Source organism: Bhargavaea ullalensis, assembly GCF_042432615.1.
In the GTDB taxonomy this organism is placed as follows: Bacteria; Bacillota; Bacilli; order Bacillales_A; family Planococcaceae; genus Bhargavaea; species Bhargavaea ullalensis.
In genome coordinates this window covers 136,983-160,539 of sequence record NZ_JBHLWY010000042.1, presented here as the reverse complement: position 1 = coordinate 160,539, position 23,557 = coordinate 136,983, and the positions used below count along the sequence as shown (strand labels likewise).

General features: G+C 57.7%; 25 protein-coding genes and 1 riboswitch. Of the genes, 24 read left to right on the top strand and 1 reads right to left on the bottom strand.

Features of this window, described 5'->3' with window-relative positions:
* The first annotated feature begins 190 nt into the window (after window positions 1–190).
* The 4 genes from ACFFIY_RS10855 to gcvPB all read left to right on the top strand — a co-directional run bounded on the left by ACFFIY_RS10855 (window position 191) and on the right by gcvPB (window position 5,064).
* Window positions 191–703, top strand: coding sequence for a shikimate kinase (locus ACFFIY_RS10855; protein WP_354195286.1), 513 nt, complete (start codon window positions 191–193; stop codon window positions 701–703).
* 180 nt (window positions 704–883) lie between these two features.
* A riboswitch (glycine riboswitch) is annotated at window positions 884–977 on the top strand.
* A gap of 132 nt (window positions 978–1,109) precedes the next feature.
* Window positions 1,110–2,216 (top strand): glycine cleavage system aminomethyltransferase GcvT, encoded by a 1,107-nt coding sequence (gene gcvT, locus ACFFIY_RS10850; protein WP_354195288.1) that lies wholly within the window; start codon window positions 1,110–1,112, stop codon window positions 2,214–2,216.
* 21 nt (window positions 2,217–2,237) lie between these two features.
* Window positions 2,238–3,584: an aminomethyl-transferring glycine dehydrogenase subunit GcvPA gene (gene gcvPA, locus ACFFIY_RS10845; RefSeq protein ID WP_354195290.1), complete on the top strand. Its 1,347-nt coding sequence runs from the start codon at window positions 2,238–2,240 to the stop codon at window positions 3,582–3,584.
* Window positions 3,577–5,064: an aminomethyl-transferring glycine dehydrogenase subunit GcvPB gene (gene gcvPB / locus ACFFIY_RS10840; RefSeq protein WP_354195292.1), complete on the top strand. Its 1,488-nt coding sequence runs from the start codon at window positions 3,577–3,579 to the stop codon at window positions 5,062–5,064. Before gcvPA ends, gcvPB begins: the two co-directional genes overlap by 8 nt.
* A gap of 1,106 nt (window positions 5,065–6,170) precedes the next feature.
* On the opposite strand, the gene ACFFIY_RS10835 is transcribed toward gcvPB, so the two are convergent.
* Complete coding sequence (locus tag ACFFIY_RS10835) at window positions 6,171–6,551, bottom strand: rhodanese-like domain-containing protein (RefSeq protein ID WP_354195294.1); 381 nt, start codon at window positions 6,549–6,551, stop codon at window positions 6,171–6,173.
* Window positions 6,552–6,702: 151 nt separating this feature from the next.
* On the opposite strand from ACFFIY_RS10835, the gene lipM reads away from it, so the two are divergent.
* The 20 genes from lipM to ACFFIY_RS10735 all read left to right on the top strand — a co-directional run bounded on the left by lipM (window position 6,703) and on the right by ACFFIY_RS10735 (window position 23,508).
* Window positions 6,703–7,536, top strand: a complete 834-nt coding sequence (gene lipM, locus ACFFIY_RS10830; protein ID WP_354195296.1) for an octanoyltransferase LipM — start codon at window positions 6,703–6,705, stop codon at window positions 7,534–7,536.
* A 204-nt stretch (window positions 7,537–7,740) separates the two neighbouring features.
* Window positions 7,741–10,302: a vitamin B12-dependent ribonucleotide reductase gene (locus ACFFIY_RS10825; protein ID WP_354195298.1), complete on the top strand. Its 2,562-nt coding sequence runs from the start codon at window positions 7,741–7,743 to the stop codon at window positions 10,300–10,302.
* Window positions 10,303–10,446: 144 nt separating this feature from the next.
* A complete protein-coding gene (locus ACFFIY_RS10820; protein WP_354195300.1) occupies window positions 10,447–10,872 on the top strand; it encodes a hypothetical protein in 426 nt (141 codons plus the stop codon).
* Window positions 10,873–10,931: 59 nt separating this feature from the next.
* Window positions 10,932–11,372, top strand: a complete 441-nt coding sequence (gene aroQ / locus ACFFIY_RS10815; RefSeq protein ID WP_354195302.1) for a type II 3-dehydroquinate dehydratase — start codon at window positions 10,932–10,934, stop codon at window positions 11,370–11,372.
* Window positions 11,373–11,374: 2 nt separating this feature from the next.
* Window positions 11,375–12,439, top strand: coding sequence for a M24 family metallopeptidase (locus ACFFIY_RS10810; RefSeq protein ID WP_354195304.1), 1,065 nt, complete (start codon window positions 11,375–11,377; stop codon window positions 12,437–12,439).
* Between the two features lie 20 nt (window positions 12,440–12,459).
* Complete coding sequence (gene efp, locus ACFFIY_RS10805) at window positions 12,460–13,017, top strand: elongation factor P (protein ID WP_354195306.1); 558 nt, start codon at window positions 12,460–12,462, stop codon at window positions 13,015–13,017.
* 180 nt (window positions 13,018–13,197) lie between these two features.
* The gene (locus ACFFIY_RS10800) at window positions 13,198–13,401 is read left to right on the top strand and encodes a SpoIIIAC/SpoIIIAD family protein (protein ID WP_354195308.1); all 204 of its coding nucleotides are present in this window, start codon (window positions 13,198–13,200) and stop codon (window positions 13,399–13,401) included.
* 9 nt (window positions 13,402–13,410) lie between these two features.
* Window positions 13,411–13,782 (top strand): hypothetical protein, encoded by a 372-nt coding sequence (locus ACFFIY_RS10795; RefSeq protein WP_354195311.1) that lies wholly within the window; start codon window positions 13,411–13,413, stop codon window positions 13,780–13,782.
* Between the two features lie 30 nt (window positions 13,783–13,812).
* Window positions 13,813–14,712, top strand: coding sequence for a stage III sporulation protein AE (locus ACFFIY_RS10790; protein WP_354195313.1), 900 nt, complete (start codon window positions 13,813–13,815; stop codon window positions 14,710–14,712).
* A gap of 4 nt (window positions 14,713–14,716) precedes the next feature.
* A complete protein-coding gene (locus ACFFIY_RS10785; protein WP_354195315.1) occupies window positions 14,717–14,875 on the top strand; it encodes a hypothetical protein in 159 nt (52 codons plus the stop codon).
* A gap of 79 nt (window positions 14,876–14,954) precedes the next feature.
* Entirely contained in the window at window positions 14,955–15,368 is a 414-nt protein-coding gene (locus tag ACFFIY_RS10780; protein ID WP_354195317.1) for a SpoIIIAG-related protein, read from the top strand.
* Window positions 15,365–15,901, top strand: coding sequence for a SpoIIIAH-like family protein (locus ACFFIY_RS10775; protein ID WP_354195319.1), 537 nt, complete (start codon window positions 15,365–15,367; stop codon window positions 15,899–15,901). Before ACFFIY_RS10780 ends, ACFFIY_RS10775 begins: the two co-directional genes overlap by 4 nt.
* Before the next feature lie 1,095 nt (window positions 15,902–16,996).
* Complete coding sequence (accB, locus tag ACFFIY_RS10770; RefSeq protein WP_354195321.1) at window positions 16,997–17,506, top strand: acetyl-CoA carboxylase biotin carboxyl carrier protein; 510 nt, start codon at window positions 16,997–16,999, stop codon at window positions 17,504–17,506.
* 12 nt (window positions 17,507–17,518) lie between these two features.
* Complete coding sequence (accC, locus tag ACFFIY_RS10765) at window positions 17,519–18,886, top strand: acetyl-CoA carboxylase biotin carboxylase subunit (protein WP_354195323.1); 1,368 nt, start codon at window positions 17,519–17,521, stop codon at window positions 18,884–18,886.
* A gap of 16 nt (window positions 18,887–18,902) precedes the next feature.
* Window positions 18,903–19,298 (top strand): Asp23/Gls24 family envelope stress response protein, encoded by a 396-nt coding sequence (locus ACFFIY_RS10760; protein WP_354195325.1) that lies wholly within the window; start codon window positions 18,903–18,905, stop codon window positions 19,296–19,298.
* A gap of 198 nt (window positions 19,299–19,496) precedes the next feature.
* A complete protein-coding gene (gene nusB, locus ACFFIY_RS10755; RefSeq protein ID WP_354195582.1) occupies window positions 19,497–19,877 on the top strand; it encodes a transcription antitermination factor NusB in 381 nt (126 codons plus the stop codon).
* A 25-nt stretch (window positions 19,878–19,902) separates the two neighbouring features.
* The gene (gene folD, locus ACFFIY_RS10750) at window positions 19,903–20,766 is read left to right on the top strand and encodes a bifunctional methylenetetrahydrofolate dehydrogenase/methenyltetrahydrofolate cyclohydrolase FolD (protein ID WP_354195584.1); all 864 of its coding nucleotides are present in this window, start codon (window positions 19,903–19,905) and stop codon (window positions 20,764–20,766) included.
* Between the two features lie 263 nt (window positions 20,767–21,029).
* Window positions 21,030–22,382, top strand: coding sequence for an exodeoxyribonuclease VII large subunit (gene xseA / locus ACFFIY_RS10745; protein WP_354195327.1), 1,353 nt, complete (start codon window positions 21,030–21,032; stop codon window positions 22,380–22,382).
* On the top strand, window positions 22,383–22,631 hold the full coding sequence (locus tag ACFFIY_RS10740; RefSeq protein WP_354195329.1) for an exodeoxyribonuclease VII small subunit: 249 nt from the start codon (window positions 22,383–22,385) through the stop codon (window positions 22,629–22,631). It abuts the gene before it with no gap.
* On the top strand, window positions 22,624–23,508 hold the full coding sequence (locus ACFFIY_RS10735; RefSeq protein ID WP_354195331.1) for a polyprenyl synthetase family protein: 885 nt from the start codon (window positions 22,624–22,626) through the stop codon (window positions 23,506–23,508). The genes ACFFIY_RS10740 and ACFFIY_RS10735 overlap by 8 nt, the downstream gene beginning before the upstream one ends.
* Window positions 23,509–23,557: the final 49 nt, after the last annotated feature.

Here is a 23,557-nt window from a genome sequence, read left to right as displayed (position 1 = left end):
CGCGGGGCGTCTTTGCCGGCTGCTCTCCTTCTTCTTCTGCTCGCCTCGGCGTTTATTTTCTCTTCACTTGCCGCTTATGAAAGCCAGTTGCACGCCTATACGATGTTGGAATCGGCGTCCACTCGTGATACGATAATGAAAATCGAATCGGGTTCACATGAATCGGCTTCACAAGCAGGCAGGTGGGAAGATGAAGAAAGTGTATCTGATCGGGTACATGGGATCGGGGAAATCGGCGATCGGCAGGAGACTGAGCTACGCGCTGAAGATGCCGTATTACGACATGGACCGGGAGATTGAGCGGAAATTGGGCATGAAAATACCTGAGATTTTCGAAACATTCGGCGAAGAGCATTTCCGTGCGCTGGAAACCGAGTTTTTGAAGGAATTCCGGGATGAATGGTGCATCATTTCAACAGGCGGCGGCACCCCGATCAGGCCGGAGAACCGGGAGATCATGAGAAAGACCGGGCTCGTCCTGTTCCTCAATGCCCCGTTCCATGAGATCTGGCGCCGGATCAGAACCGATCGCAACCGCCCGATCGTCCAGCGCTCGACCCGCGAGGAACTTCAGAACCTTTACAATGAACGAAAGAAAATCTACCGCAGGACGGCCCACATCACGGTCAACACGGAAGGCAGGTCGCTCCGGCAGGCGACGGAGTATGCGGCCCGGCAAGTGAGGCGGCTGAAGGGGAAGTGATTTTGTACCGCCCCCTCTAATCACGAACAATAGGGAAGGAGCGAATAATTTCATTCGTCTATTCAGGTGCCCAGAAAAAAGATTGCGTTTTCTGCCTGTTCAATGTTAGGATATAGGCAAAGCGGCAGACGCTTTGAAGTAATCCGACAGTTGAATAACAGGGCGCTTTGCGCCGGGCGGATGATTGTACGGGGAGAGAACGCGATTTTGCGTCGCCGAAGGAGCAAGTAACGGATGTTATGAATCTCTCAGGCAAAAAGACTCGTACAGGACGCATCTCTGGAGAGTGCCGGGAAAGCCGGCCACCAACGAGGAAAACCGATCAGGAAAACTTTCAGGTGACAGGACAGAGGACCCGTTTCAAGGGGCCTCTGTCTTTTTTATCTGGAAAAAGGGGGAAAACTGAGTGGCTGAAGAGTTGCTGCGCACCCCGCTGTTTGATCTTTATTCAGCGAACGGGGCGAAAACGATCGATTTTGGAGGATGGGACCTGCCCGTCCAGTTTTCCGGCATCAAAGCCGAGCATGAAGCGGTCCGGACCCGTGCGGGGCTGTTTGACGTGTCCCATATGGGCGAAGTGATCGTGGAGGGGCCTGACAGCACCAAGTTCCTTCAGAAGCTCGTTACCAACGATGTGTCCAAGCTCACTGAAGGACGGGCCCAGTACACCGTCATGTGCAATGAAAAGGGCGGCACGGTGGACGATCTCCTCATCTATAAGATGTCCGGTGACAAGTACTTCGTCGTCGTCAATGCCGCAAACACGGAAAAAGACGTGAACTGGATGAACGAGCATGCGGAGGGGGACGTCACCATCACCGATGTTTCTCCGGACTATGCACTGCTCGCGCTGCAGGGGCCGAATGCCGAAAGGATTCTGTCGAAGCTGACCGACGAGCCGCTTGCTGAGATCAAGTTCTTCCGTTTCAAGGAAGGTGTGGACATCGCCGGCAAAAAAGCCCTCGTTTCCCGCACGGGCTATACGGGCGAGGACGGATTTGAAATCTATGCGAGTCCGGATTCCGCCCGTGCGCTCTGGAAGGACCTTCTGCAGGCGGGCGAGTCGGATGGGCTGGTTCCCGCCGGCCTCGGCGCCCGGGACACGCTGCGTTTTGAAGCCGGCCTTCCGCTCTACGGCCAGGAGCTGTCCGACGACATCTCCCCGCTTGAGGCGGGCCTCGGTTTTGTCGTGAAGCTCGGAAAAGAGGAAGACTTCATCGGCAAGTCCGCGCTTGCCGCACAAAAGGAAGAAGGCATTCCGCGCAAGCTCGTCGGCCTTGAGATGATCGACAAGGGAATCCCGCGCACCGGCTATGCGGTGTATCACGGAGAAGAGAAGGTCGGGGAAGTGACGACCGGAACCCAGTCGCCCACACTCGGCAAAAACATCGGAAATGCACTCATCAAGTCGGAGTTCGCGAATCCCGGTGAAGAAGTGGAAGTTGAAGTGAGGAAGCGCCGCCTGAAGGCCAAAATCGTGGAAACCCCGTTCTATAAGCGTTCGAAATCCTAACGAAGAGAGGTCAAGATCATAATGAAGCACCGCTATCTGCCGATGACCGAAACCGACAAAAAGGAAATGCTCGACACGATCGGCATTGATTCGATCGATGAACTGTTTGCCGATATTCCTGAAAAAGTGCGCTTTGAGCGCGATTATGACATCAAGCCAGCACTTTCTGAAACCGATCTGCTGAAAGAGCTGGCCGCCCTTGCAGGCCAAAATGCCGACAGCCGTTCGCATGCCTCGTTCATCGGGGCGGGCGTCTATGACCATTACAAGCCGGTCATCGTCGACCATGTCATTTCCCGTTCGGAATTTTACACAGCCTATACGCCTTATCAGCCGGAACTGTCGCAGGGCGAGCTGCAGGCAATTTTCGAGTTCCAGACGATGATCTGCGAACTGACCGGAATGGACATCGCCAACTCGTCGATGTACGACGGCGGCACTTCGCTGGCGGAGGCAGGCACGCTTGCCGCGGGACATACGCGACGCAAGAAACTTCTGATTTCGGAAGCGGTCCATCCGGAATACCGGGACGTCGTCCGCACCTATGCGGCGGGCCAGTCCGTCGAAGTCGTCGAAGTCCCGCTCAAGGACGGCAAGACCGATGCGGATGCGCTCGCCTCGATGATCGACGGCGACACGGCGGCCGTTATGGTCCAGTACCCGAACTTCTTCGGCCAGATCGAAGACATTGGCCATTTCGCGGATTTAGCCCATGAACAGAAGGCGCTCTTCGTCGTTTCCGCGAATCCGCTCGCACTCGCCGTCCTGACGCCGCCGGGCAAACTCGGTGCAGACATCACGGTCGGCGATGCGCAGCCGTTCGGCATTCCCGAATCGTTCGGCGGACCGCACTGCGGCTACTTCGCCGTAACCGAGAAGCTAATGCGGAAAGTGCCGGGCCGCCTCATCGGCGAAACGAACGACGAACAGGGCCGCCGCGGCTATGTTCTCACCCTTCAGGCCCGCGAACAGCACATCCGCCGGGAAAAGGCGACGTCCAACATCTGCTCGAATCAGGCGCTCAACGCACTTGCCGCTTCCGTCGCCATGACGGCGCTCGGCCGCAACGGCGTGCGGGAAATGGCGATCCAGAACATTTCAAAGACCCGATACGCCATCGAAGCGTTCAAGGCGGCCGGCTTTGACGTGAAATTCGGCGGCCCGTGCTTCAATGAGTTCGTCGTGGACTGCAAAGAGCCGGTCGGGGAACTCAACAAGCGTCTGCTCGGCGCCGGCATCATCGGCGGCTACGACCTGGGGCTCATTTATCCCGAGTTCAAGAACCACGCGCTCCTCGCCGTCACCGAACAGCGGACCAAGGAAGAAATCGATGCACTTGTGCAGGAAATGGAGGCCATCCATGCATAACGAAAATCAGCCGCTCATTTTTGAAATCAGCAAAGAAGGACGGATCGGATACAGCCTTCCCGAACTGGATGTTCCGGAAGTCGATCTTTCAAGCTTCCTGCCGGAGGGACTGCTCCGGGAAGAGCCGGCAGCGCTGCCGGAAGTGTCGGAGCTGGACATCATGCGCCACTACACGGCGCTGTCCAATCGGAACCACGGCATTGATTCCGGATTTTATCCGCTCGGATCGTGCACAATGAAATACAATCCGAAAGTGAACGAGGCCGTTGCACGGCTTTCCGGATTCGCGGACATCCATCCGCTCCAGGACGAATCGTCGGTGCAGGGCGCGATGGCGCTTATGTATGATCTGCAGGAACATCTGGTGGAAATCACGGGGATGGACGAAGTGACGCTCCAGTCCGCCGCAGGCGCGCAGGGCGAATGGACGGCGCTTATGATGATCCGTGCCTTCCACGAAGCGAACGGTGACCATCAGCGCACGAAAGTCATCGTTCCGGACACGGCCCACGGCACGAACCCGGCATCCGCCGCGGTGGCCGGATTTGACACGGTCACGGTCCAGTCGAATGAAGACGGGCTCGTCGACCTGGAAGACCTGCGGAGAGTGGCGGGCGAAGACACCGCTGCGCTTATGCTGACGAACCCGAACACGCTCGGCCTGTTTGAAGAGCATATCCTGGAGATGGCCGAAATCATCCACGGCGTCGGCGGCAAGCTCTACTATGACGGCGCGAATCTGAATGCCGTCATGTCGAAGTCACGTCCGGGGGACATGGGCTTTGACGCCGTCCACCTGAACCTTCACAAGACGTTCACCGGTCCTCACGGCGGCGGCGGCCCGGGCTCCGGTCCGGTCGGCGTCAAGAAAGAGCTCATTCCTTACCTTCCGAAGCCGGTCCTCGTGAAGAAGGAAGACCGCTACACATTCGACTACGACCGCCCGCAGTCGATCGGCCGCGTCAAGCCGTTCTACGGCAACTTCGGCATCAACGTGCGTGCGTATGCCTACATCCGGTCGATGGGCGCGGAAGGGCTGAAGCTCGTTTCCGAGTATGCGGTCCTGAACGCGAATTACATGCTGCGCCGGCTTGCGCCGTATTTCGATACGCCGTATGAGCAGCACTGCAAGCATGAATTTGTCCTGAGCGGCCGCCGCCAGAAAAAACTCGGCGTTCGCACGCTGGACATCGCGAAGCGGCTGCTGGACTTCGGCTTCCACCCGCCGACTGTCTACTTCCCGCTCAACGTCGAGGAAGGCATGATGATCGAGCCGACCGAGACGGAGTCGAAGGAAACGCTGGACGCTTTCATCGACGCCATGATCCAGATTGCCAAGGAAGTCGAGGAAACGCCGGAAATCGTCCAGGAAGCCCCTCACACGACCGTCGTCACCCGACTCGACGAAACGAAGGCCGCGCGCAAGCCGGTCCTGAAATACGTCCGGAAAGAAGAATCCGAACCCGTTGCGGTGAACTGATCACCGGTATGGAAACAACAATAGACTGCAGCCAGAGTGAGCGTCATGCTCCTCTGGCTGCAGTTTTTACGTTCCAAGGGGTTTCCGATGCGGCCCCTTGCTCGAATTTGACATGATGAGTGCTAAATGAGGAGTATGAGGCGGGAAATCGGAGTAAGGGGATGGAATCGGAGTATGGGAGACGAAATCGGAGTATGGGATGGAAAATCGGAGTAAGGGAGATGGAATCGGAGTATGGGACGGAAAATCGGAGTAAGGGGGACGAAATCGGAGTATGGGATGGAAAATCGGAGTAAGGGGGATGGAATCGGAGTATGGGATGGAAAATCGGAGTAAGGGGGATGGAATCGGAGTATGGGACGGAAAATCGGAGTAAGGGAGACGAAATCGGAGTAAGGGACGGAATTTCGGAGTAAGGGAGACGAAATCGGAGTATGGGATGGAATTTCGGAGCAAGGGAGATGAAATCGGAGTAAGGGATGGAAAATCGGAGTATGGAAGCCAAATTCGGAGTATGGGTGGCGACGCACGCGGTAAGCGGGCGGATTTTTTTGACTGATGGAGTTCTTGGAAATGATCAATGATGCTGTCCGGGATGAGTGGAATCATAAAGGCTGTGAGTGAGCGCGTTGCGGGGGTGAGTGGAATCATAGACCTCGTGAGTGAGCGCGTTGCCCTGGTGAGTGGAATCATAGAGTTACCGAAGAGAGTGGATTCATGGAGCGATGCTGTCCGGTTCCCTGTGTGATTTCAATCAGAAGGAGAAGAAGTACACGGGATGGGCGGCTAAAGCGTCCGTCGAAGCCCCCGCGTTGCTGTCCAATGCTTCGCTCTTAGACGCAGAAAGAGCATTGCTTTCCAACGCTTCATTCTTGGACGCTGACAGAACGATGCCGCCAATCTTCGTATTGGCGCAGGCTGAGGCGGCGTCCGTATTTCGTCGACTGTTGGATTTTAAATAACTCTACCAAACAAGCGGAAGCAGGCGCTTTATACTTTTCCTGGAAGCCTCGCCAAGCCTGCCGGCGGCTGTGCTTGAGTGATTGAACCTAAAAAGCCGGACAGGAGAAGGGTCTCCTGTCCGGCTTTTGTTTGAGGGTCCGCGGTTATTTCGTTTTGATTTTACCGGTCCATTGGCGGAAGCCGCCTTTGAGCATGTAGAGTTGGCTGCAGCCGCGCTTTTTCAGGAACAGGGCGGCGCGTCCGCTGCGGGAACCGTTCTGGTCGTACAGGTAGACGGGCTTGTCCGGACGGATCTCCTTGTAGCGCTGGCGGAACTGGGTGAGCGGGATGTTCCGGGCGCCGAGGATGTGTCCGGCGTCGAAGTCCTTCGGTTCGCGCACGTCGATGAGCTGGGCCTTCCGGTAGCCTGCGATGAATTCGTCCTGGGTGAGCGGCGCCACGGCACCGCGGGTTCTGAGAACCGTAACGAGCATATAGACGATCATGGCAAACAAGATCGCCGCAATCAGATAAAGTGTAGTCAAAGCCGTTTTCCCCTTTCTCTCTCAAAATGATTATAAAAGAACTGGAGCATTCCGTCCACGTTCCCCGAAATTTATTCACCGGACCGGCAAAAATTCAGCGTTGAAATATGATAAACTGGAACCATTGTGTTTTTCGAAAGGTGATGGTGAAATGTCGGAAAAATGGCTGTTCATCAATTCCGGACCCCAGAGTCCCTCTTACAATATGGCGCTCGATGAAGCGCTGCTCGATCTGCACAGCCGGGGGGTTATTCCTCCGGTGATCCGCTTTTATGAATGGAATCCGCCGACCTTGTCGATCGGTTATTTTCAGGAGGCCGAAAAGGCGGTGGACCTCGATTCGGTCCGCCGTCAAAATTTCGGCTTCGTGCGCCGTCCGACCGGCGGCAGGGCCGTTCTCCATGACCGCGAACTCACGTACAGTGTGATCGTCTCGGAATCCCATCCGCTTATGCCGGAGAGCGTGACGGAGGCCTATCGCGTGATCAGCGCGGGCCTGCTTCAAGGTTTCCGGAACCTCGGCCTTGACGCGGAACTGGCGGTTCCTGCCGGCCGCGAAGAACGTGAAGCGCTGAGAAAGCCGAAAAGCGCCGTCTGCTTTGATGCGCCGAGCTGGTATGAGCTCGTCGTCGAGGGCAGGAAGGCGGCGGGCAGCGCACAGACCCGCCAGAAGGGTGTCATCCTCCAGCACGGCGCGATTCCGGTCGGCCTGGATCTGGACAAGCTCGTTTCGGTGTTCCGCTTTTCGTCCGAAGAGCGGCGCAACGAAATGAAGCGCAAGCTCGAAGGGAAGGCAGTATCGATCGAGGGGCTGCTCGGGCGCCCGGTCGGCATGGACGTCTGTGCGGATGCGTTCCGCAGCGGCTTCCAAGAAGGGCTTGGCATCGAACTGGAAGACTACACCCCGACGGCTGAACAGGAAACACTCATCCGCCGGATCGAAGAGGAAAAATATGCTTCGGACCTATGGAATTACAGAAAGTGAAAACGGGTCTTTCGGCTCATTTTTAGCCACCCTTTTATTTCCATGCAAGCGGAAAAGCAAGCGCCCCAAAGGTCCGCGCTCCGCGTTCAAAAGTCAAGCGGAATTTCGATTCTTGAACCCGAGTTTCAATATGTAGTAGATTAGGGAAGTACATAAGCACAACATGTTGTATCAATACAGAAATAGACAGGAGGAGGTCATTTTATGGTCATCGCCTCTCAACAGAATCCGCCGGTGCTGGACAAGCAAAAACTGAACTCGGATATTTCTCGGTTCCCTCAGGTCCATCCGGTGACGGAAGATATGAAAATCACCCACAAAGGGGTTTCGCGGCTGGTCATGATCGACCGCTATTCGTTCAAGGACATGGAAAAGGAAACACTCGGCGAAGGGGATTTCGTCGTGCTTACGGTCAAGGAAGATCCGAAGTTCCCGGCAAGGGGACTCGGGTACATCCTGTCCGTCGACCGGGAAGCCGGCAGGGCGGAAGTTTGGATCGAGCCGGAATACCGGACCGCGATCGACAATCCCGACGAACAGGAAAAAGGCATCGTCTCCCGGCCGCTCGAAGTGATCGAGAAGCCGCTTGAAGTGTTCTATGAACAGATTGCCCTGCGCAACGCGACCGGCCTCGCCTCCGTCGAGCAGGACGAAAAAAAGCGCTCCGAATCATTCAGCCGCTTCTACCGCGAACTGGTCTCGCTGAACTTCATCCCGGCAGGCCGTGTCCTGTACGGCGCGGGTTCGGAAACGGACGTGACTTACTTCAACTGTTACGTCATGCCGTTTGTCCCGGACTCCCGGGAAGGCATCTCCGACCACCGCAAGCAGGTCATGGAAATCATGAGCCGCGGCGGCGGCGTCGGCACAAACGGTTCGACGCTCCGTCCGCGCAACACGCTTGCACGCGGGGTCAACGGCAAGTCGTCGGGGTCTGTTTCCTGGCTGGACGACATCGCCAAGCTGACGCATCTTGTCGAACAGGGCGGATCACGCCGCGGTGCGCAGATGATCATGCTTGCGGACTGGCACCCGGACATCGCCGAATTCATCATTTCCAAAATGCAGAATCCCCGGATTCTCCGGTTCCTCGTCGAAAACACGGAAGATGAACAGATCCGAAAGCTTGCGAACGAAAAGCTGAAGTTCAAGCCGTTCACCCAGCAGGAAGAAGCCATGTACCAGGGGATCGTCAATTACAAGAACATCCCGGGACACGGCGGGTTCAATGAAGGCATCATCCGCGACGCCGAACAGAAGCTCCGCGACGGCGGCACTTATTCCGTCCACAATCCGGAATTCCTGACGGGCGCGAACATTTCGGTGACGCTGACCGACGACTTCATGAAAGCCGTGGAGGAAGACGGGGAGCACCGTCTCCGCTTCCCTTACGTCGAGCGCTACACACCGGAGGAAATGAAGCTCTACAATGAGGAATGGCACCAGACCGGCGACGTCCGCGAATGGGAAAAGCGGGGCTTCGCCATCCGCACCTACCGGACGATGAAGGCGCGCGAACTGTGGAACCTCATCAACATCTGCGCCACTTATTCGGCGGAGCCCGGCATCTTCTTCATCGACAATGCCAACGACATGACGAACGCCAAGGCATACGGGCAGCAGGTCGTAGCGACCAACCCGTGCGGTGAGCAGCCGCTCGCTCCTTACTCGGTCTGCAACCTGGCCGCCGTCAACCTCGCTGAAATGGCGGACCGCGACAAGATGGAAGTCGACTTCGGCAAACTCCGCGACACCGTCCGGACGGGTGTCCGCATGCAGGACAACGTCATCGACGCCACTCCGTACTTCCTGCCGGAAAACGAAAAGCAGGCACTCGGCGAGCGGCGGATCGGCCTCGGGGTCATGGGACTGGCAGACCTTCTGATCTACTGCGGCAAGCGCTACGGCTCTGAAGAAGGCAACCGCCTCGTTGAAGAGGTGTTCCGCACGATCGCCGAGACGGCCTACCGCGAATCGATCGACCTCGCCAAGGAAAAGGGAAGCTTCCCGTTCCTCGTCGGCGCAACCGAAGAAGAAACGAGGGCGCTGCGCGAGCGCTTCATCAGCACCGGCTTCATGGAAGGCATGCCGGAGGACGTCCGCGAAGGCGTGCTGGAGCACGGCATCCGCAATTCGCACCTCCTGACGGTCGCGCCTACGGGCAGCACTGGCACGATGGTCGGCGTCAGCACGGGCCTGGAGCCTTACTTCTCCTTCACCTACTACCGGAGCGGACGCCTCGGCAAGTTCATCGAAGTGAAGGCGGAAATCGTCGAAGAGTATCTGGACAGGCATCCGGAGGCCGATCCCGACCATCTTCCGGACTGGTTCGTCACCTCGATGGATCTCACGCCGGAAGAACACGCGGACGTCCAGTGCGTCATCCAGCGCTGGATCGACAGCTCCATCTCCAAGACGGTGAACGCGCCGAAAGGCTACACCGTGCAGCAGGTGGAGAGCGTCTACGAGCGCCTTTACCGCGGCGGTGCCAAGGGCGGCACGGTTTACGTCGACGGCTCCCGCGACTCCCAGGTGCTCACGCTCAAGGCGGAGGAAAACGACATGGACGAGCGGGTGGAAGAGAAAGTCGAGGAAAAGCGGCCGGTCGTGCTCGTGGATACGATCCAGGATCTCCGCTCGACCAATGTGACGATCGGTTCCGAAATCGGCGACACTTGCCCGGTCTGCCGAAAAGGGACTGTGGAAGAACTGGGCGGCTGCAATTCCTGCACGAACTGCGGCGCACAGCTGAAATGCGGTCTCTGATCGGAACGGACTTCACTTAATCCAATTATCCGCGGGGCGGACGCAGCCAAAACGGCGCGTCCGCCCCGTTTTGTGTGCAGGTATATTTTCGGCGGGAGAGAGGGAGGATGAAAATAAGACTGAGTTCGGAAGGATTGATGAATCATGGCCAAGAAGATGCCCTTCTGGACGGCCGGCGCCGTGGCGCTCATGACCTGCCTGGGATTGAAGTTCCTGCACTATTTCAAGTTCATCCGGTGGCATCCCGCAGGATGGACGGACAAAATCGGCGTGAAAAATGCCGCATGGCCGATTGACTGGGCCCTCTTGTTCGCAGGACTGTTTCTTGCCGCCCTCATTCTGTATTTCATTTCCCGCATGCTCGCGAAATGGCCGTCCGGCGTCACGGCGCTGATCATCGGAGTGGCGGCCGCTCTGCTCGCGGAATGGCTCATCTTCCGGCCGGACACCCTCTCCTCGTTCAAAGACAGATTGTCGGTTCCGTTCATCGTGCTCGTCCTCATTGCCGTCCGATTTGTCATGGAAACGGCCATCTTCCACAAAAAACGGCACCCCGACCCTCCGAAATGAGTTGTCCAGGCGCCCGCTTATGATAAAATGGGAAGGAAACTGCAGAAGGGGGTGGGCAAATGGAAATCCTTTGCCTGAACGGGCCGAACCTGAACCGGCTCGGCAAACGGGAGCCCGGCATATACGGGACGGAAACGCTCCGTGATGTGGAGGAACGGCTTGCCGGACTGGCAGCCGTTCACAACAGCCGCGTGGTGTTTTATCAGTCAAACCACGAGGGCCTGCTCATCGACCGGATCCACGAAGCGGCGGACGGCGGGACGGAGGGAATCATTTTCAATCCCGGCGCCTACACGCACACGAGCATCGCGCTCCGTGATGCGCTCGCCTCGGTTGCGCTTCCGGCCGTCGAGGTCCACATCTCGAACATACATACCCGGGAGGAATTCCGTCACCGTTCGCTCATTGCGCCGGTCTGCATCGGCCAGATCGCCGGGCTTGGCACGCAGGGCTACGAGCTCGCGCTGCTCGCCCTTCTTCGGCACGGAAAAGGGGAATGATCATGGACAAATTGAAGGCGTTCCGAAACACGTTTGAAGAAAACGGGATTGACGGCTTTCTCGTGACCGGCCCGTTCAACCGCAGATACATGACCGGCTTCACGGGGACGGCCGGCATTGCGGTCGTTTCGCGGGAAGATGCGGCGTTCATCACGGATTTCCGCTACACCGAACAGGCTGCCGAGCAAGTGAAGGGGTACCGGATCGTCAAGCAGTCCGGCACGCTTGCGGACGACGCGGCGAAAGTCATCGGGGAAATGGGAATCCGCAACATCGGCTTTGAGCAGGATACACTGCCGTATGCAGACTATGACCGTTTCCAACAGGCTGCGACCGATGTGGACTTTGTGCCGGTGTCCGGCGTCATCGAAAAACTCCGCATGTACAAGACGGATGAAGAGGCCCAGGTGCTCCGCGACGCCGCAAAAATTGCCGATGATGCGTTCAGTCACATCGTGAAGTTCATCCGGCCGGGCATCACTGAGCTGGATGTCTCCAATGAGCTGGAATTCTTCATGAGGCGGCAGGGGGCGACATCTTCTTCATTTGACATCATCGTCGCCTCCGGCAAGCGTTCAGCGCTCCCGCACGGGGTGGCGACAAACAAGGTGATCGAGCAGGGAGACATGATCACGCTTGATTATGGCGCGCTCTACAACGGCTATATTTCCGATATCACAAGGACGGTTTCCGTCGGCGAGCCGCCCGAAGAGCTGCGCAAAATCTACGGGATCGTGCTGGAAGCGCAAAAACGTGCATTAGCCGCTCTGAAACCGGGTATGACGGGAATAGAGGCGGATGCCGTTGCCCGCGATTACATCAAGGAACACGGATACGGAGAGGCGTTCGGTCACTCCACCGGCCACGGAATCGGTCTCGAAGTCCACGAACAGCCGGCCCTTTCCTTCCGCTCCGACACGAAGCTCGAGCCGGGCATGGCCGTCACGGTCGAACCGGGCATTTATGTGCCGGGACTCGGCGGTGTCCGCATCGAGGATGATGCGCTGATCACCGAAGGCGGTGCGGAAGTGCTCACTTCTTCACCGAAAGAACTTATCATCCTATAACAACCATTGGAGGAACCAACATGATTTCAGTCAACGACTTCAAGACCGGCCTCACGATCGAGGTCGACGGGGACATCTTCCGGGTGCTGGATTTCCAGCACGTCAAGCCCGGCAAGGGTGCCGCGTTCGTGCGCTCCAAGCTGCGCAACCTCAGAAACGGGAACGTCACGGAAAAAACGTTCCGCGGCGGTGAGAAAGTGGAGCGTGCGCAGATCGACAACCGGCGCATGCAGTACCTCTACGCAAACGGGGATGACCATGTCTTCATGGACAACGATTCATACGAGCAGATCGAGCTGAACGAATCCCAGATCGAGTATGAACTGAAATTCCTCAAGGAAAACATGGAAGTCCATGTGATCCAGTACCAGGGCGAGACGCTCGGCGTCGAACTGCCCGCGACCGTAGAACTGGAAGTGACGGAAACCGAGCCGGGCATCAAAGGCGACACGGCAAGCGGCGGCTCCAAGCCGGCCACGATGGAAACCGGACTGGTCGTCCAGGTTCCGTTCTTCGTCAACACCGGCGACAAGCTCATCATCAACACATCGGAAGGCGACTACGTCTCCCGCGCATAAGCGACGCAAGGCCTCCGCATCGGCGGGGGCCTTTTCATATGAAGAAAAACTCCCACATACAGTGAACAAGACGGCGGGCAGATCAACACTTCCGCCGGCCGGCAGGAGCGACGAGCGCCCCGCTGGTCCAAGCCGTCACTGGTTCGGTCCACTACAACGATAAAACGGGAGGTCCGCCGTTTGGAGCTTCAGGATATTCTCCGGGTGGCCGGCATCGGGCTGGTCATTGCCTTCCTTCACCTGTTTTTCGAGCATACAGGCAAGAAGGAATTCTCTTTTTTCCTGTTTTTTGTCGCCTATCTGTACATCACGGTCGAAATGCTCCGGTTTCTCCGGCTGTTTTTCAATGAAATCGTCGCTTTCTTTCAATGGCTGTCCGCGTGAGGCAGGGCAATGGACATTATCCTGACTGCGGTCATCGCCGCTTTCCTTCTGATGCTCATCCAGATGCACGCGCCGGGTCTTTTGCCGTTTTTCCTGATGATCTTTTATTTTCTGCTTCTTGCCCAGCTGACGATGAGACTCCTCATTCCGGCGATCCGGACGATCGCCGCCGCCGGATTGCCGGCGGGCGGCCTGGTGGCGCTGCTCGCGGGATCCGCGCTCGTCTTCCATTTGTCCGAATCATTCAGCCGGATGATGGAGGATGCCGGATTCGGTCCCGTCGGACGCATTTCGCACACCGCGGCGAAGCTGCTCATCCTCGCCGCATGGTCCGAGCAGCTGCTGGAGGCGTCCAGGACGGTCATCGGACTTCTGCCGTGACCGGAAACCGCCGTGAAGGGAGGGTCTTCTTTGTGGGATATCGTACATGCCGCCGCCGCACCCGTCATCCGCCTGTTCCAGACTGTCCTCATCTTGTGTGCGGCCGGGCTGGCGGCGGATTTTCTCTTTCCGTCGTTCAGGGAGTGGACAAGGACTTTCCTGTTCATTGCCGTGGGCACGATGGCGCTCGGACCCGCCGTCGAGGCCCTCCGGCTTCTGGACGGACTGACGGGAAAAATGACCGGGCTGTTCCTGGGAGTTTATCCGCTTTTGACCGCCGGCATGGCAACGGCCGGCGGCGCATTGACGCTTGCCGGCTGGAATCCGGCGGTTTTTCTGTTCGTGCAGGGAGCGGTCGTGCTCGGGGGGAAATGGCTGATTCCGCTCTTGACCGCCAGCTTTTTGTTTGATTACCTGTCCCGGCTCGTGCCGGATGTTCCGTTCACGCGGATGGCCGAAATGATCCGGGTGACGATCATCGGCGCCGTCTCGGTCATCGCGGCCTGCTATACGCTGTTCATCACGTCTACGGGTATCATGGCATGGGCCGGATCCGGCGCCGCAGGGGAGCCGCTGAAGGTGTTGCTCCGCCAGAACATCCCGATCGTCGGGTCGTTCGTGACCGATGCGCTCGGCGTGTTCGGCAAATATTCGGCGGGAACGGCGGCGATTGCCGGAGGCTGGCTCATCGGCACGATCCTCGTTGTGTGCCTGATCCCGGCCGCACAGGTGCTGCTCACCGCCTTTTTCTATAAATGGCTCGCCGCGCTGAGTGAACCGTTTGCGAACGAAGAGCTGTCGGGTCTGTTCGATGACCTCGGCAAAACGATGTTCGTGCTCTGCGGCATCACGTTCATCGTGGCGTTCGCCGTGTTTTATACCGTGCTGCTCGCCGTCATTCTCATCAAAGTCATCGCGGGAACGGGGTGAAGGGGTGCTTGGCCAATTTTTTGCGGGACTTGTGGCGATTTTGTTTGCTGCCGCCGTGCTGCCGCTCATCCTCGGCGAGGAAAACCAGGAGCGCGTCTTGCCGCTCATCCGCCTGGCGGTGCTGATCTGGATGATCCGTTCCGCATCGGGGATCGCGGGTTAGGTCATAGCTTGTTCGGGGCCGGCATACATTGTCTCAGGATGGATCACCATGGCGGAAGGGACGGGAAGCGTGGGATGACATGGATAAGATGCAGAAGCGATTCGGACTTCCATTCCTGCTTGCCGCAGGCGCGGCATTGCTCATCCTGTTCCCGGCGCTGACGGGCTGGGGCAAGGGCGGCGGCGAAGTGGAAGCCGTCAGGACCGGGCTGGAGTCGGTCCTGTCCGAAATCCAAGGAGTCGGTTCGGTCAGGATCTACCGGCAGGATGCGGAAGAAGGGGGAGACAGCGGGATGCTGTCGCTTGCCGGCTACTTCGGGGGCGGCTCAACCGGTACGGGGGACACGCCCTCCGGCGGCGTCCTTGTCGTGGCGGAAGGTGCCGGGGACCCGAAAGTCCGGAATGAGCTTGTCCGGATCCTGTCCGGCGTGTTGCAGCTGCCCGAGCACCGCATTGTCGTGGTGGAAATGAAAAAAGAGGGGGAAGACCGATGAAGGTTAGGAAAAGAGGCGTCTGGCTGCTCACACTGCTCAGCCTGACGGCGGTGATCGGCGTTTATTATCTGCTTGAAAAAGCGCCGAAGCCATTTGACGGCATCACGATTTTCTCGGACGATACACTGAACGGCACGGAGATCGGCGAGTCGGGCAAAGACACGACGCCGGTGTTCGCGGAAAGTTATCTGTTCGAGGAAATGAGGATGGAAGTGCGCAACGAGCGCAGCCAGCTCCGCGAGCAGCTCACCCAGAAAATCACCTCCGACGACATGACCGCCGAGGAGCGCAATGCGGCATTTGACGAGATGCAGACGCTGACAAAGCGGGAAACCGCAGAGGCGATGCTCGAAATGCTCATCAAGGACCTCGGATATGAAGATGCGGTGGTCCGTGCGGAAAACGGCAGCGTGAAAGTGAGCGTCATCGCCGCCGAGATGTCACCGAAACAAGCCGATCAGATCGTCTACACCGTCAAGAGCGAGTGGGACGACGCCCGGACCGTCCAGGTGGACTTCAAATCCGAAAAATGACCGGCCTTCCGCGGAAGGTCCGCAATGCAGAACCAATCAGGTCCGGACGAGTTGTTCGGACCTGATTTTATTTTTGCGGAGAGGAAATGGCGGAAGGGGATTCAGCCGGCCGGGTCGGCGGGTGGGTGGTGTTGGTGTTGGGGTAAGTGCAGCGACATGGAGAGTTGATTCTCCCGCAGGAGCGGTCGGTCGTCTGTCAATTACTATGGCACAGTGTCCAACTTTACTCTTATAGCGTTTAGGTGGTAGGGCCGGCGCCAACAGCAAGTGAGCGTTTGATTGACGGTGTTTACATAATATTATGGACTCTATCCTCCCTTACTCCGATATCGGGTCGCATACTCCGAGACCACCTCCTGTACTCCGATATTCCATTCCATACTCCGAATTAGTCTTCCATAGTCCGAAATTGCCTCCCATACTCCGATATTCCATTCCATACTCCGAATTAGTCTCCCATACTCCGAATTAGTCCCCCATACTCCGATATTCCGTTCCATACTCCGAATTAGTCTTCCCCACTCATACTCCGTTTCTCTTTCGATAGTGTCCAGGCTTCTGTGTAAACTTCACTCAGAAGGAGAAGAAATCCGCGAGACACCTGCGGGAAAAGCGTTAGCTGAAGACCCCGCAGAGCGGAGCTCGAGGAGGCTGAGGCAACGCCCGCGGTAAGCGAGCGGATTTCTTCGACTGATGGATGCTTACACAACACTCTTTCGGGGGGAAGCGTCAGTCAAACACCGCGCGATGCCGCTCTACGCTTCATTTTTCAGGCGCCGAAGCCGCGGGATTCTTGGGCTGAAAGCTGCCTGGCGAGTGGAATCATAGACCGCGTGAGTGAGCGCGTTGACATCGCGAGTGGAATCATAACGCCTGTGAGTGAGCGCGTTGGCGGGGCGAGTGGATTCGTGCGGGGATCATGGCCAATTCTCTGTATCCACAACGACCGGATCTTTCACAGCACCCATCCACCGAAGGGATTTTGTTCGGGTCTTAATGCGGTTTTCGTTCAATTGCCCGTTATTTGTTTCAAAAAGTCAGAGAAACGTCTAAAATGGAAGAGTACACATTTCATTAGTAAGAGGAGTCGTCGAAATGCTGAAAATCCAGGAAATCCGAGAAATCATCAAACTTATCGACCAATCCGGGATCGAGGAATTCAAGTACAAGACGGAAGAAGGGGAGATCAAGCTCAAAAAGGGCGGCGCCTTCACTTCCGTTTCCGCTGCCCCGGCCGCCCCTGCAGTCCAGGAAGCGCCTGCACCGGCACCTGCTGCTCCTGCAGCCGCCGCACCGGTCGTTTCGCAGGAGCCCGCTGCTCCAAAAGAAGCGCCGGCTGCCGCCGCCCCTGCTGCGGAAGAAGGACTTGAAGAAGTCAAATCGCCGATGGTCGGCACGTTCTACAAATCGCCTTCTCCGGATGCGCCTGCATTCGTACAGATCGGCGACAAAGTCAAGCCGGACAGCGTCGTCTGCATCGTGGAAGCGATGAAGCTGTTCAATGAAATCGAAGCGGAGACGGGCGGGGAAATCGTCGAGATTCTCGTCGAAGACGGCCAGCTCGTCGAATACGGCCAGCCTCTGTTCCTGGTCAAGCCGGAATAAGGAGGGTCTCTCATGCTGAAAAAGGTACTTATCGCAAACCGGGGCGAAATCGCGGTCAGGATCATCCGGGCCTGCCGGGATCTCGGGATTGAAACGGTGGCCGTCTATTCGGAGGCGGACCGCGATGCCCTGCACGTAGAAATGGCGGACGAAGCTTATTGCATCGGCCCCAAACTGTCAAAAGACAGCTACCTGAACTTCACAAGCGTCATCAGCGTGGCCAAGATGACCGGCTGTGACGGCATCCATCCGGGCTACGGCTTCCTGGCGGAGAACGCCGACTTCGCGGAACTGTGCGAAGAAGTGAACGTGGAATTCATCGGCCCGACCGCAGACGCCATCGCCAAAATGGGCACAAAAGATGTGGCCCGCGAAACGATGCGCGCAGCCGGTGTCCCGGTCGTACCGGGATCCAAGGGCATCGTCGACGGTCCGGAGGGTGCGCTTGAAGTGGCACGGGAAATCGGATTCCCGGTCATCATCAAGGCGACTGCCGGCGGCGGAGGCAAAGGCATCCGTGTTGCCAAAGACGAAGCCGAACTCCGGAAGGGCGTCGAGATCACCCAGAAAGAAGCGGCGGCAGCGTTCGGCAATCCGGGCGTCTACATCGAGAAGTTCATCGAAGAATTCCGCCATGTCGAGATCCAGGTGCTTGCCGACAAATACGGCAGCGTCATCCACCTCGGCGAGCGCGACTGCTCGATCCAGCGGCGCATGCAAAAGCTCGTTGAGGAAGCGCCGTCGCCTGCACTTTCGCCGGAAACCCGGGCCAAAATGGGGGATGCGGCGGTCAAGGCGGCCGAGGCTGTCGGCTACCGCGGTGCCGGCACGGTAGAGTTCATCTATGACCATGTCAACGGCAAGTTTTATTTCATGGAGATGAACACCCGGATCCAGGTGGAGCACCCGGTAACCGAAATGGTCACCGGCATCGACCTGATCGTCCAGCAGCTCAAGGTCGCTTCCGGCGAGCCTCTCTCCATCAAGCAGGAGGACGTGCAGATCAGGGGATGGGCGATCGAATGCCGCATCAACGCGGAAAATCCGTCGCGCAACTTCATGCCGTCACCGGGCAAAGTGGAGATGTACATGGCGCCGGGCGGCAACGGAGTCAGAGTGGATTCGGCCGTCTATACCGGCTATACGATTCCGCCATACTACGATTCGATGGTCGCCAAACTGATTGCATTTGCCGACACGAGGGAAGAGGCGGTCGCGCGGATGAAGCGCGCCCTGTCCGAATTCGTCGTCGAGGGCGTGGACACGACCATTCCGTTCCACTTGAACCTGATGGACCATGAAGTGTTCAAGTCAGGGGATTTTGACACGAAGTTCCTGGAAAAGTATGACGTGATGGCTGAAGAGGCAGAACAATACTAAGAAGGGGATGATCCGGATGACGGAACAATCGATTCCTTCCAATGAACATGCCGCTTCCGAAAAAGAAGCGCTCGGCAAGGTCGAACTTGCGCCCGAGGTGCTTGAAGTGATCGTCGGCATTGCCACAACCGAGGTGGAAGGCGTGGCCGATACGCGGGGATCGTTTGCAAGCGATGTGGCGGAAAAGTTCGGCAAAAAAGTTCACGGCAAGGGCATCAAACTTGAATTTGGGGATGACGGACTCTTCATCGACATTCACTGCACCGTTCTTTACGGCTACGCAATCCCGGCGGTTGCAAAGGAAATCCAGCAGGCCGTCCGGCAGACGGTTCTCAACATGACGGCAATCGAAGCAAAAGAAGTGAACGTCCATATCACCGGCATCCAGTTCGACCTGCCGGCTGAAAAATAATCAAAAGAGGGGCATTCCGGCACTGCGGGAATGTCCCTTCTTTCAGATACGGCTTCTCCGGTCCAGGTATTCCAGCCGCCGGCAGGATGTGCGCAAGCAGTGCCGCGCACTCCTGTTTTTTCGGCAAAGTGACGGATGCCGGGCAATAAATGTGCTATCATAAACCAGAACGAAGAAAAAGAGGAGAACTGCCCGATGATGAAGAGACATGAAGCACGCGAGAAGGCCATGCAGACGCTGTTTCAGCTGGACAGCACGGAAATGAGCCCGGAAGAGGCAATGACCCATATCGTCGGTGAAGAGCGGGACTCTTTCTACTCGGAACTGGTCAACGGGACATTTGAAAACCGGGCCGCCATCGACGAGTCGCTCCGGACCAAACTGGAGAACTGGACACTCGACCGCCTTCCGAAAGTGGAGCGCACCGTCCTCCGCATGGCGGTCTACGAATTGAATTACATGGAAGGGACGCCCGCGAAAGTCGTCCTGAACGAAGCCATCGAACTTTGCAAAACGTTCGGCGATGAAACGTCGGGCCGTTTTGTCAACGGGGTCCTTTCAAAATACACCAAAGAGTGAATCTGAACAGCTTGGAGTGAAGAGAGTGGACGGCAAGATCATTGACGGAAGAGAAATCAGCAGGCAGATCAAAGAAGAAGTGAAGCAGGAAGTGGAACGGCTCAAATCGGAAGGCTGCACACCGGGCCTTGCAGTCATCCTCGTCGGGGACGATCCGGCATCCGCTTCCTATGTGGGAAGCAAGGAACGGACTGTCCAGGCGCTCGGCATGCATTCCGAAGTGATCCGGATGGAAAGCTCGACGTCCGAAGGAGAGCTGCTCGGCGAAATCAGCCGTCTGAACGATGATCCTGCCATTCACGGAATCCTGGTCCAGCTGCCGCTGCCGGCTCAGATCGACGAACAGCGGATCATTTCGGCCATCACACCGGAAAAAGACGTGGACGGCTTCCACCCGGTCAACGCCGGCAAACTGATGGCCGGCCTGGACGGGTTCGTGCCGTGCACGCCGCTCGGCATCATGGTGCTGCTCGAGCGCTCGGGCGTTGACCTGAAAGGGAAACATGCTGTCGTGGTCGGCAGAAGCAACATCGTCGGCAAGCCGATGTCCATGCTGCTGCTGCAAAAAGACGCCACCGTCACCGTCTGCCACTCGAAAACCGCAGACCTCCCGGCGATCACAAAGCAGGCGGACATCCTTGTCGCCGCAGTGGGACGGGAAGCCATGATCGGCCGTGAACATGTGAAGGAAGGCTGCGTCGTCATCGATGTCGGCATCAACCGCGGCGAAGACGGGAAACTTCACGGCGATGTCGATTTTGAAGCCGTCCTTCCGGTTGTTTCAAAAATCACACCGGTCCCGAGAGGCGTCGGTCCGATGACGATCGCGATGCTCATGGCCAACACGGTGGAAAGCGCCAAAAAGACGTGCGGCAGTCAGAACAACTAAAAAGCCGCACGTCCGTAAACCGAAAAGGCAAGATCCGCATGACGCCGATCCGCAAATAAATAAAACGGCAAGGACGGCGGGATGCTCCTGCGGAAAAGCCGGCCAGGAACCGGATTCCGCGCAGCGAAGGCTGAGCGGGGCGGAAGCCGATCTTGAAATCGGCCTCGGCCAGGCACTCCAACGGCACAGCCCGTCACCTTGCCGTTTTTTATTTCATTCCCGGGTTACTGTTACATGATCACGAACCTGAAGGAGGGAGCAGCATGGATAATCCATATTTGTCCGTGGCGGCGCTCAACCGGTATATCAAGCGGAAGTTCGACGCGGACATTCATCTCCGGGATGTGTACGTGAAGGGGGAGCTTTCAAACGTCAAGCTCCATTCAAGCGGTCATATTTATTTCACGCTGAAAGACGAAAAGTCCCGGATCAACGCCGCCATGTTCCGGGGAAACGCCTCCAAGCTCAAATTCCGTCCGGAAGAAGGCATGAATGTCCTCGTCCGCGGAGACGTCAATGTCTATGAGGCGGCGGGCCAGTATCAGCTTTACGCCAACTCGATGCAGCCAGACGGCGTCGGAGAGCTGTACATCGCCTTTGAACAGCTGAAGGAACGGCTCGGAAAAGAAGGTCTGTTCAACCCGCAGTGGAAACAGCCGATTCCGAGGTTCCCCGGAAAGGTCGGCGTCGTGACCGCCCCGACCGGCGCAGCGGTGCGCGACATCTGCACGACGCTGGCCAGGAGATACCCGCTTGCGGAGGTGCTCCTTTTCCCTGCCGTCGTGCAGGGCGAAAACGCGGCTTCGTCAATCGTGTCCGCCATCCGGAAAGCCAATGACTTCGGAGGAATCGATGTGCTCATCGTCGGACGGGGCGGAGGCTCCATCGAGGATCTGTGGGCATTCAACGAAGAGCCGGTGGTCAGGGAAATTTTCTCTTCCCGCATCCCGGTCATCAGCGCAGTCGGCCATGAGACCGATACCGTTATCTCGGATTTTGTCGCGGATCTTCGCGCACCCACTCCGACAGCGGCCGCGGAAATGGCCGTGCCGGACAGCGTCGAACTGGCGAGGCGGATCCTGGAAGTGAAGTCCCGCATGCACCAGAGCCTCCTCGGCCGAATGCGGCAGGAAACCCGCCGGCTTGAAGCGCTGGAATCTTCTTATCCGCTGCAGTTTCCGGAACGGCTCTACCGCCCGTTTGCGGAGCGGCTCGACGCGCTGGAAGAGCGTTTCCTCCAGTCGGCGCAGCGGCTCATCGGGGACCGCCGTCATGCCGCCGTCAATCTGGACACGCGGCTTCATGCCAGAAGCCCCGGCGTGCTCATCGATGCGGCGAAAGACCGGACGGACCGACTCGGCCGGGAACTGGAGAGGAACGCCCGCGAAACGGTGAAACTGCACGGGCGGACATTCGCCTCGTCGCTGAGGACGCTCCAGGCTCTGAATCCGCTGGCCGTCATGGAGCGCGGCTACAGCATCGTGAGGAGCGGCGACCGGGTCGTCAAATCCGCGGCGGCACTTTCCGCCGGCGACCGGATCGGCATTTCTTTCAGAGACGGGACGGCGGAAGCCGAAGTCCTCTCGACAGCAGAAGGAAAGGACGGGAATACATAAATGGAAGAACGCAAGGAAGAGATCAAGTTTGAAGAAGCGATTTCGCGACTCGAGGAAATCGTCCGCCGGCTGGAATCCGGCGACGTCCCGCTTGAAGATGCCATCAGTCTCTACAAAAAGGGGTTGGAGCTGTCCGCCGTGTGCCACGGCAAGCTGCAGGCAGCGGAGAAGCAGCTCGTGACGCTGATCGGGGAAGACGGCTCGCAGACCCCGTTCAACCCCGCGAACGGAGGAACCCGGAATGAATGAGCTGCTCCGCCGTTTCATGGAAAGCCGTGCGGATGATCTGGTGCCTGTGCTTGAAGAGTCGGTGCGCCGGCTGTCCGCCCCTTCTGTTCTGAAAGAATCGATGCTTTATTCGCTCATGGCAGGCGGCAAGCGGATCCGTCCGCTTCTCGTTTCCGCGGTCCTCCATGATCTCGGGAAGGTCCATCCTGCCGAACTGCATGTCGGGGCGGCCGTTGAACTCATCCATACGTACTCGCTGGTCCACGATGACCTGCCGAGCATGGATGATGATGATCTGCGCAGGGGAAAGCCGACCAACCACAAGGTGTTCGGGGAAGCCGCGGCGATTCTCGCCGGCGATGCGCTCCTGACCGAAAGTTTCGGGCTGATCGGCAGGGCGCCTGCGCTTTCATCCGACGATAAAGTCGAACTGATCGTCGATCTTGTCCGCGCTTCGGGCGCAGAAGGAATGGTCGGCGGCCAGGTGCTTGATATCCAGTCCGAAGACAAGACGCTCTCCGAAGAGGGGCTGGAGCAAGTTCATCGGCTGAAGACCGGGGCACTCCTCGGTTTTTCCGTTGGTGCCGGAGCCATTCTGGCAGGCGCCACGGCGCAGCAGAGAGAAGACTTGAAGCGCTATGCCCGCCACATCGGGCTTGCCTTCCAGATTCAGGATGACATCCTTGACGTGGAAGGGGACGAGGCGCTGACCGGCAAAAAGCTCGGCACCGATGCGGCCCACGGCAAAAACACCTACCCGTCCCTCCTGACGCTTGAGGGGGCCAAACAAAAATTGATCCACCACCACTCCGAAGCGGTGAAGGCCATTTCGTTCCTGAAAGAGCCCGAGCCGATGCTCCGCCTGCTCGCGGATTACATCGTAAAGCGGTCATCGTGAGCGGCTATAATTTGTACAATGGGCGGACACTGATATAATGGACAAAGAA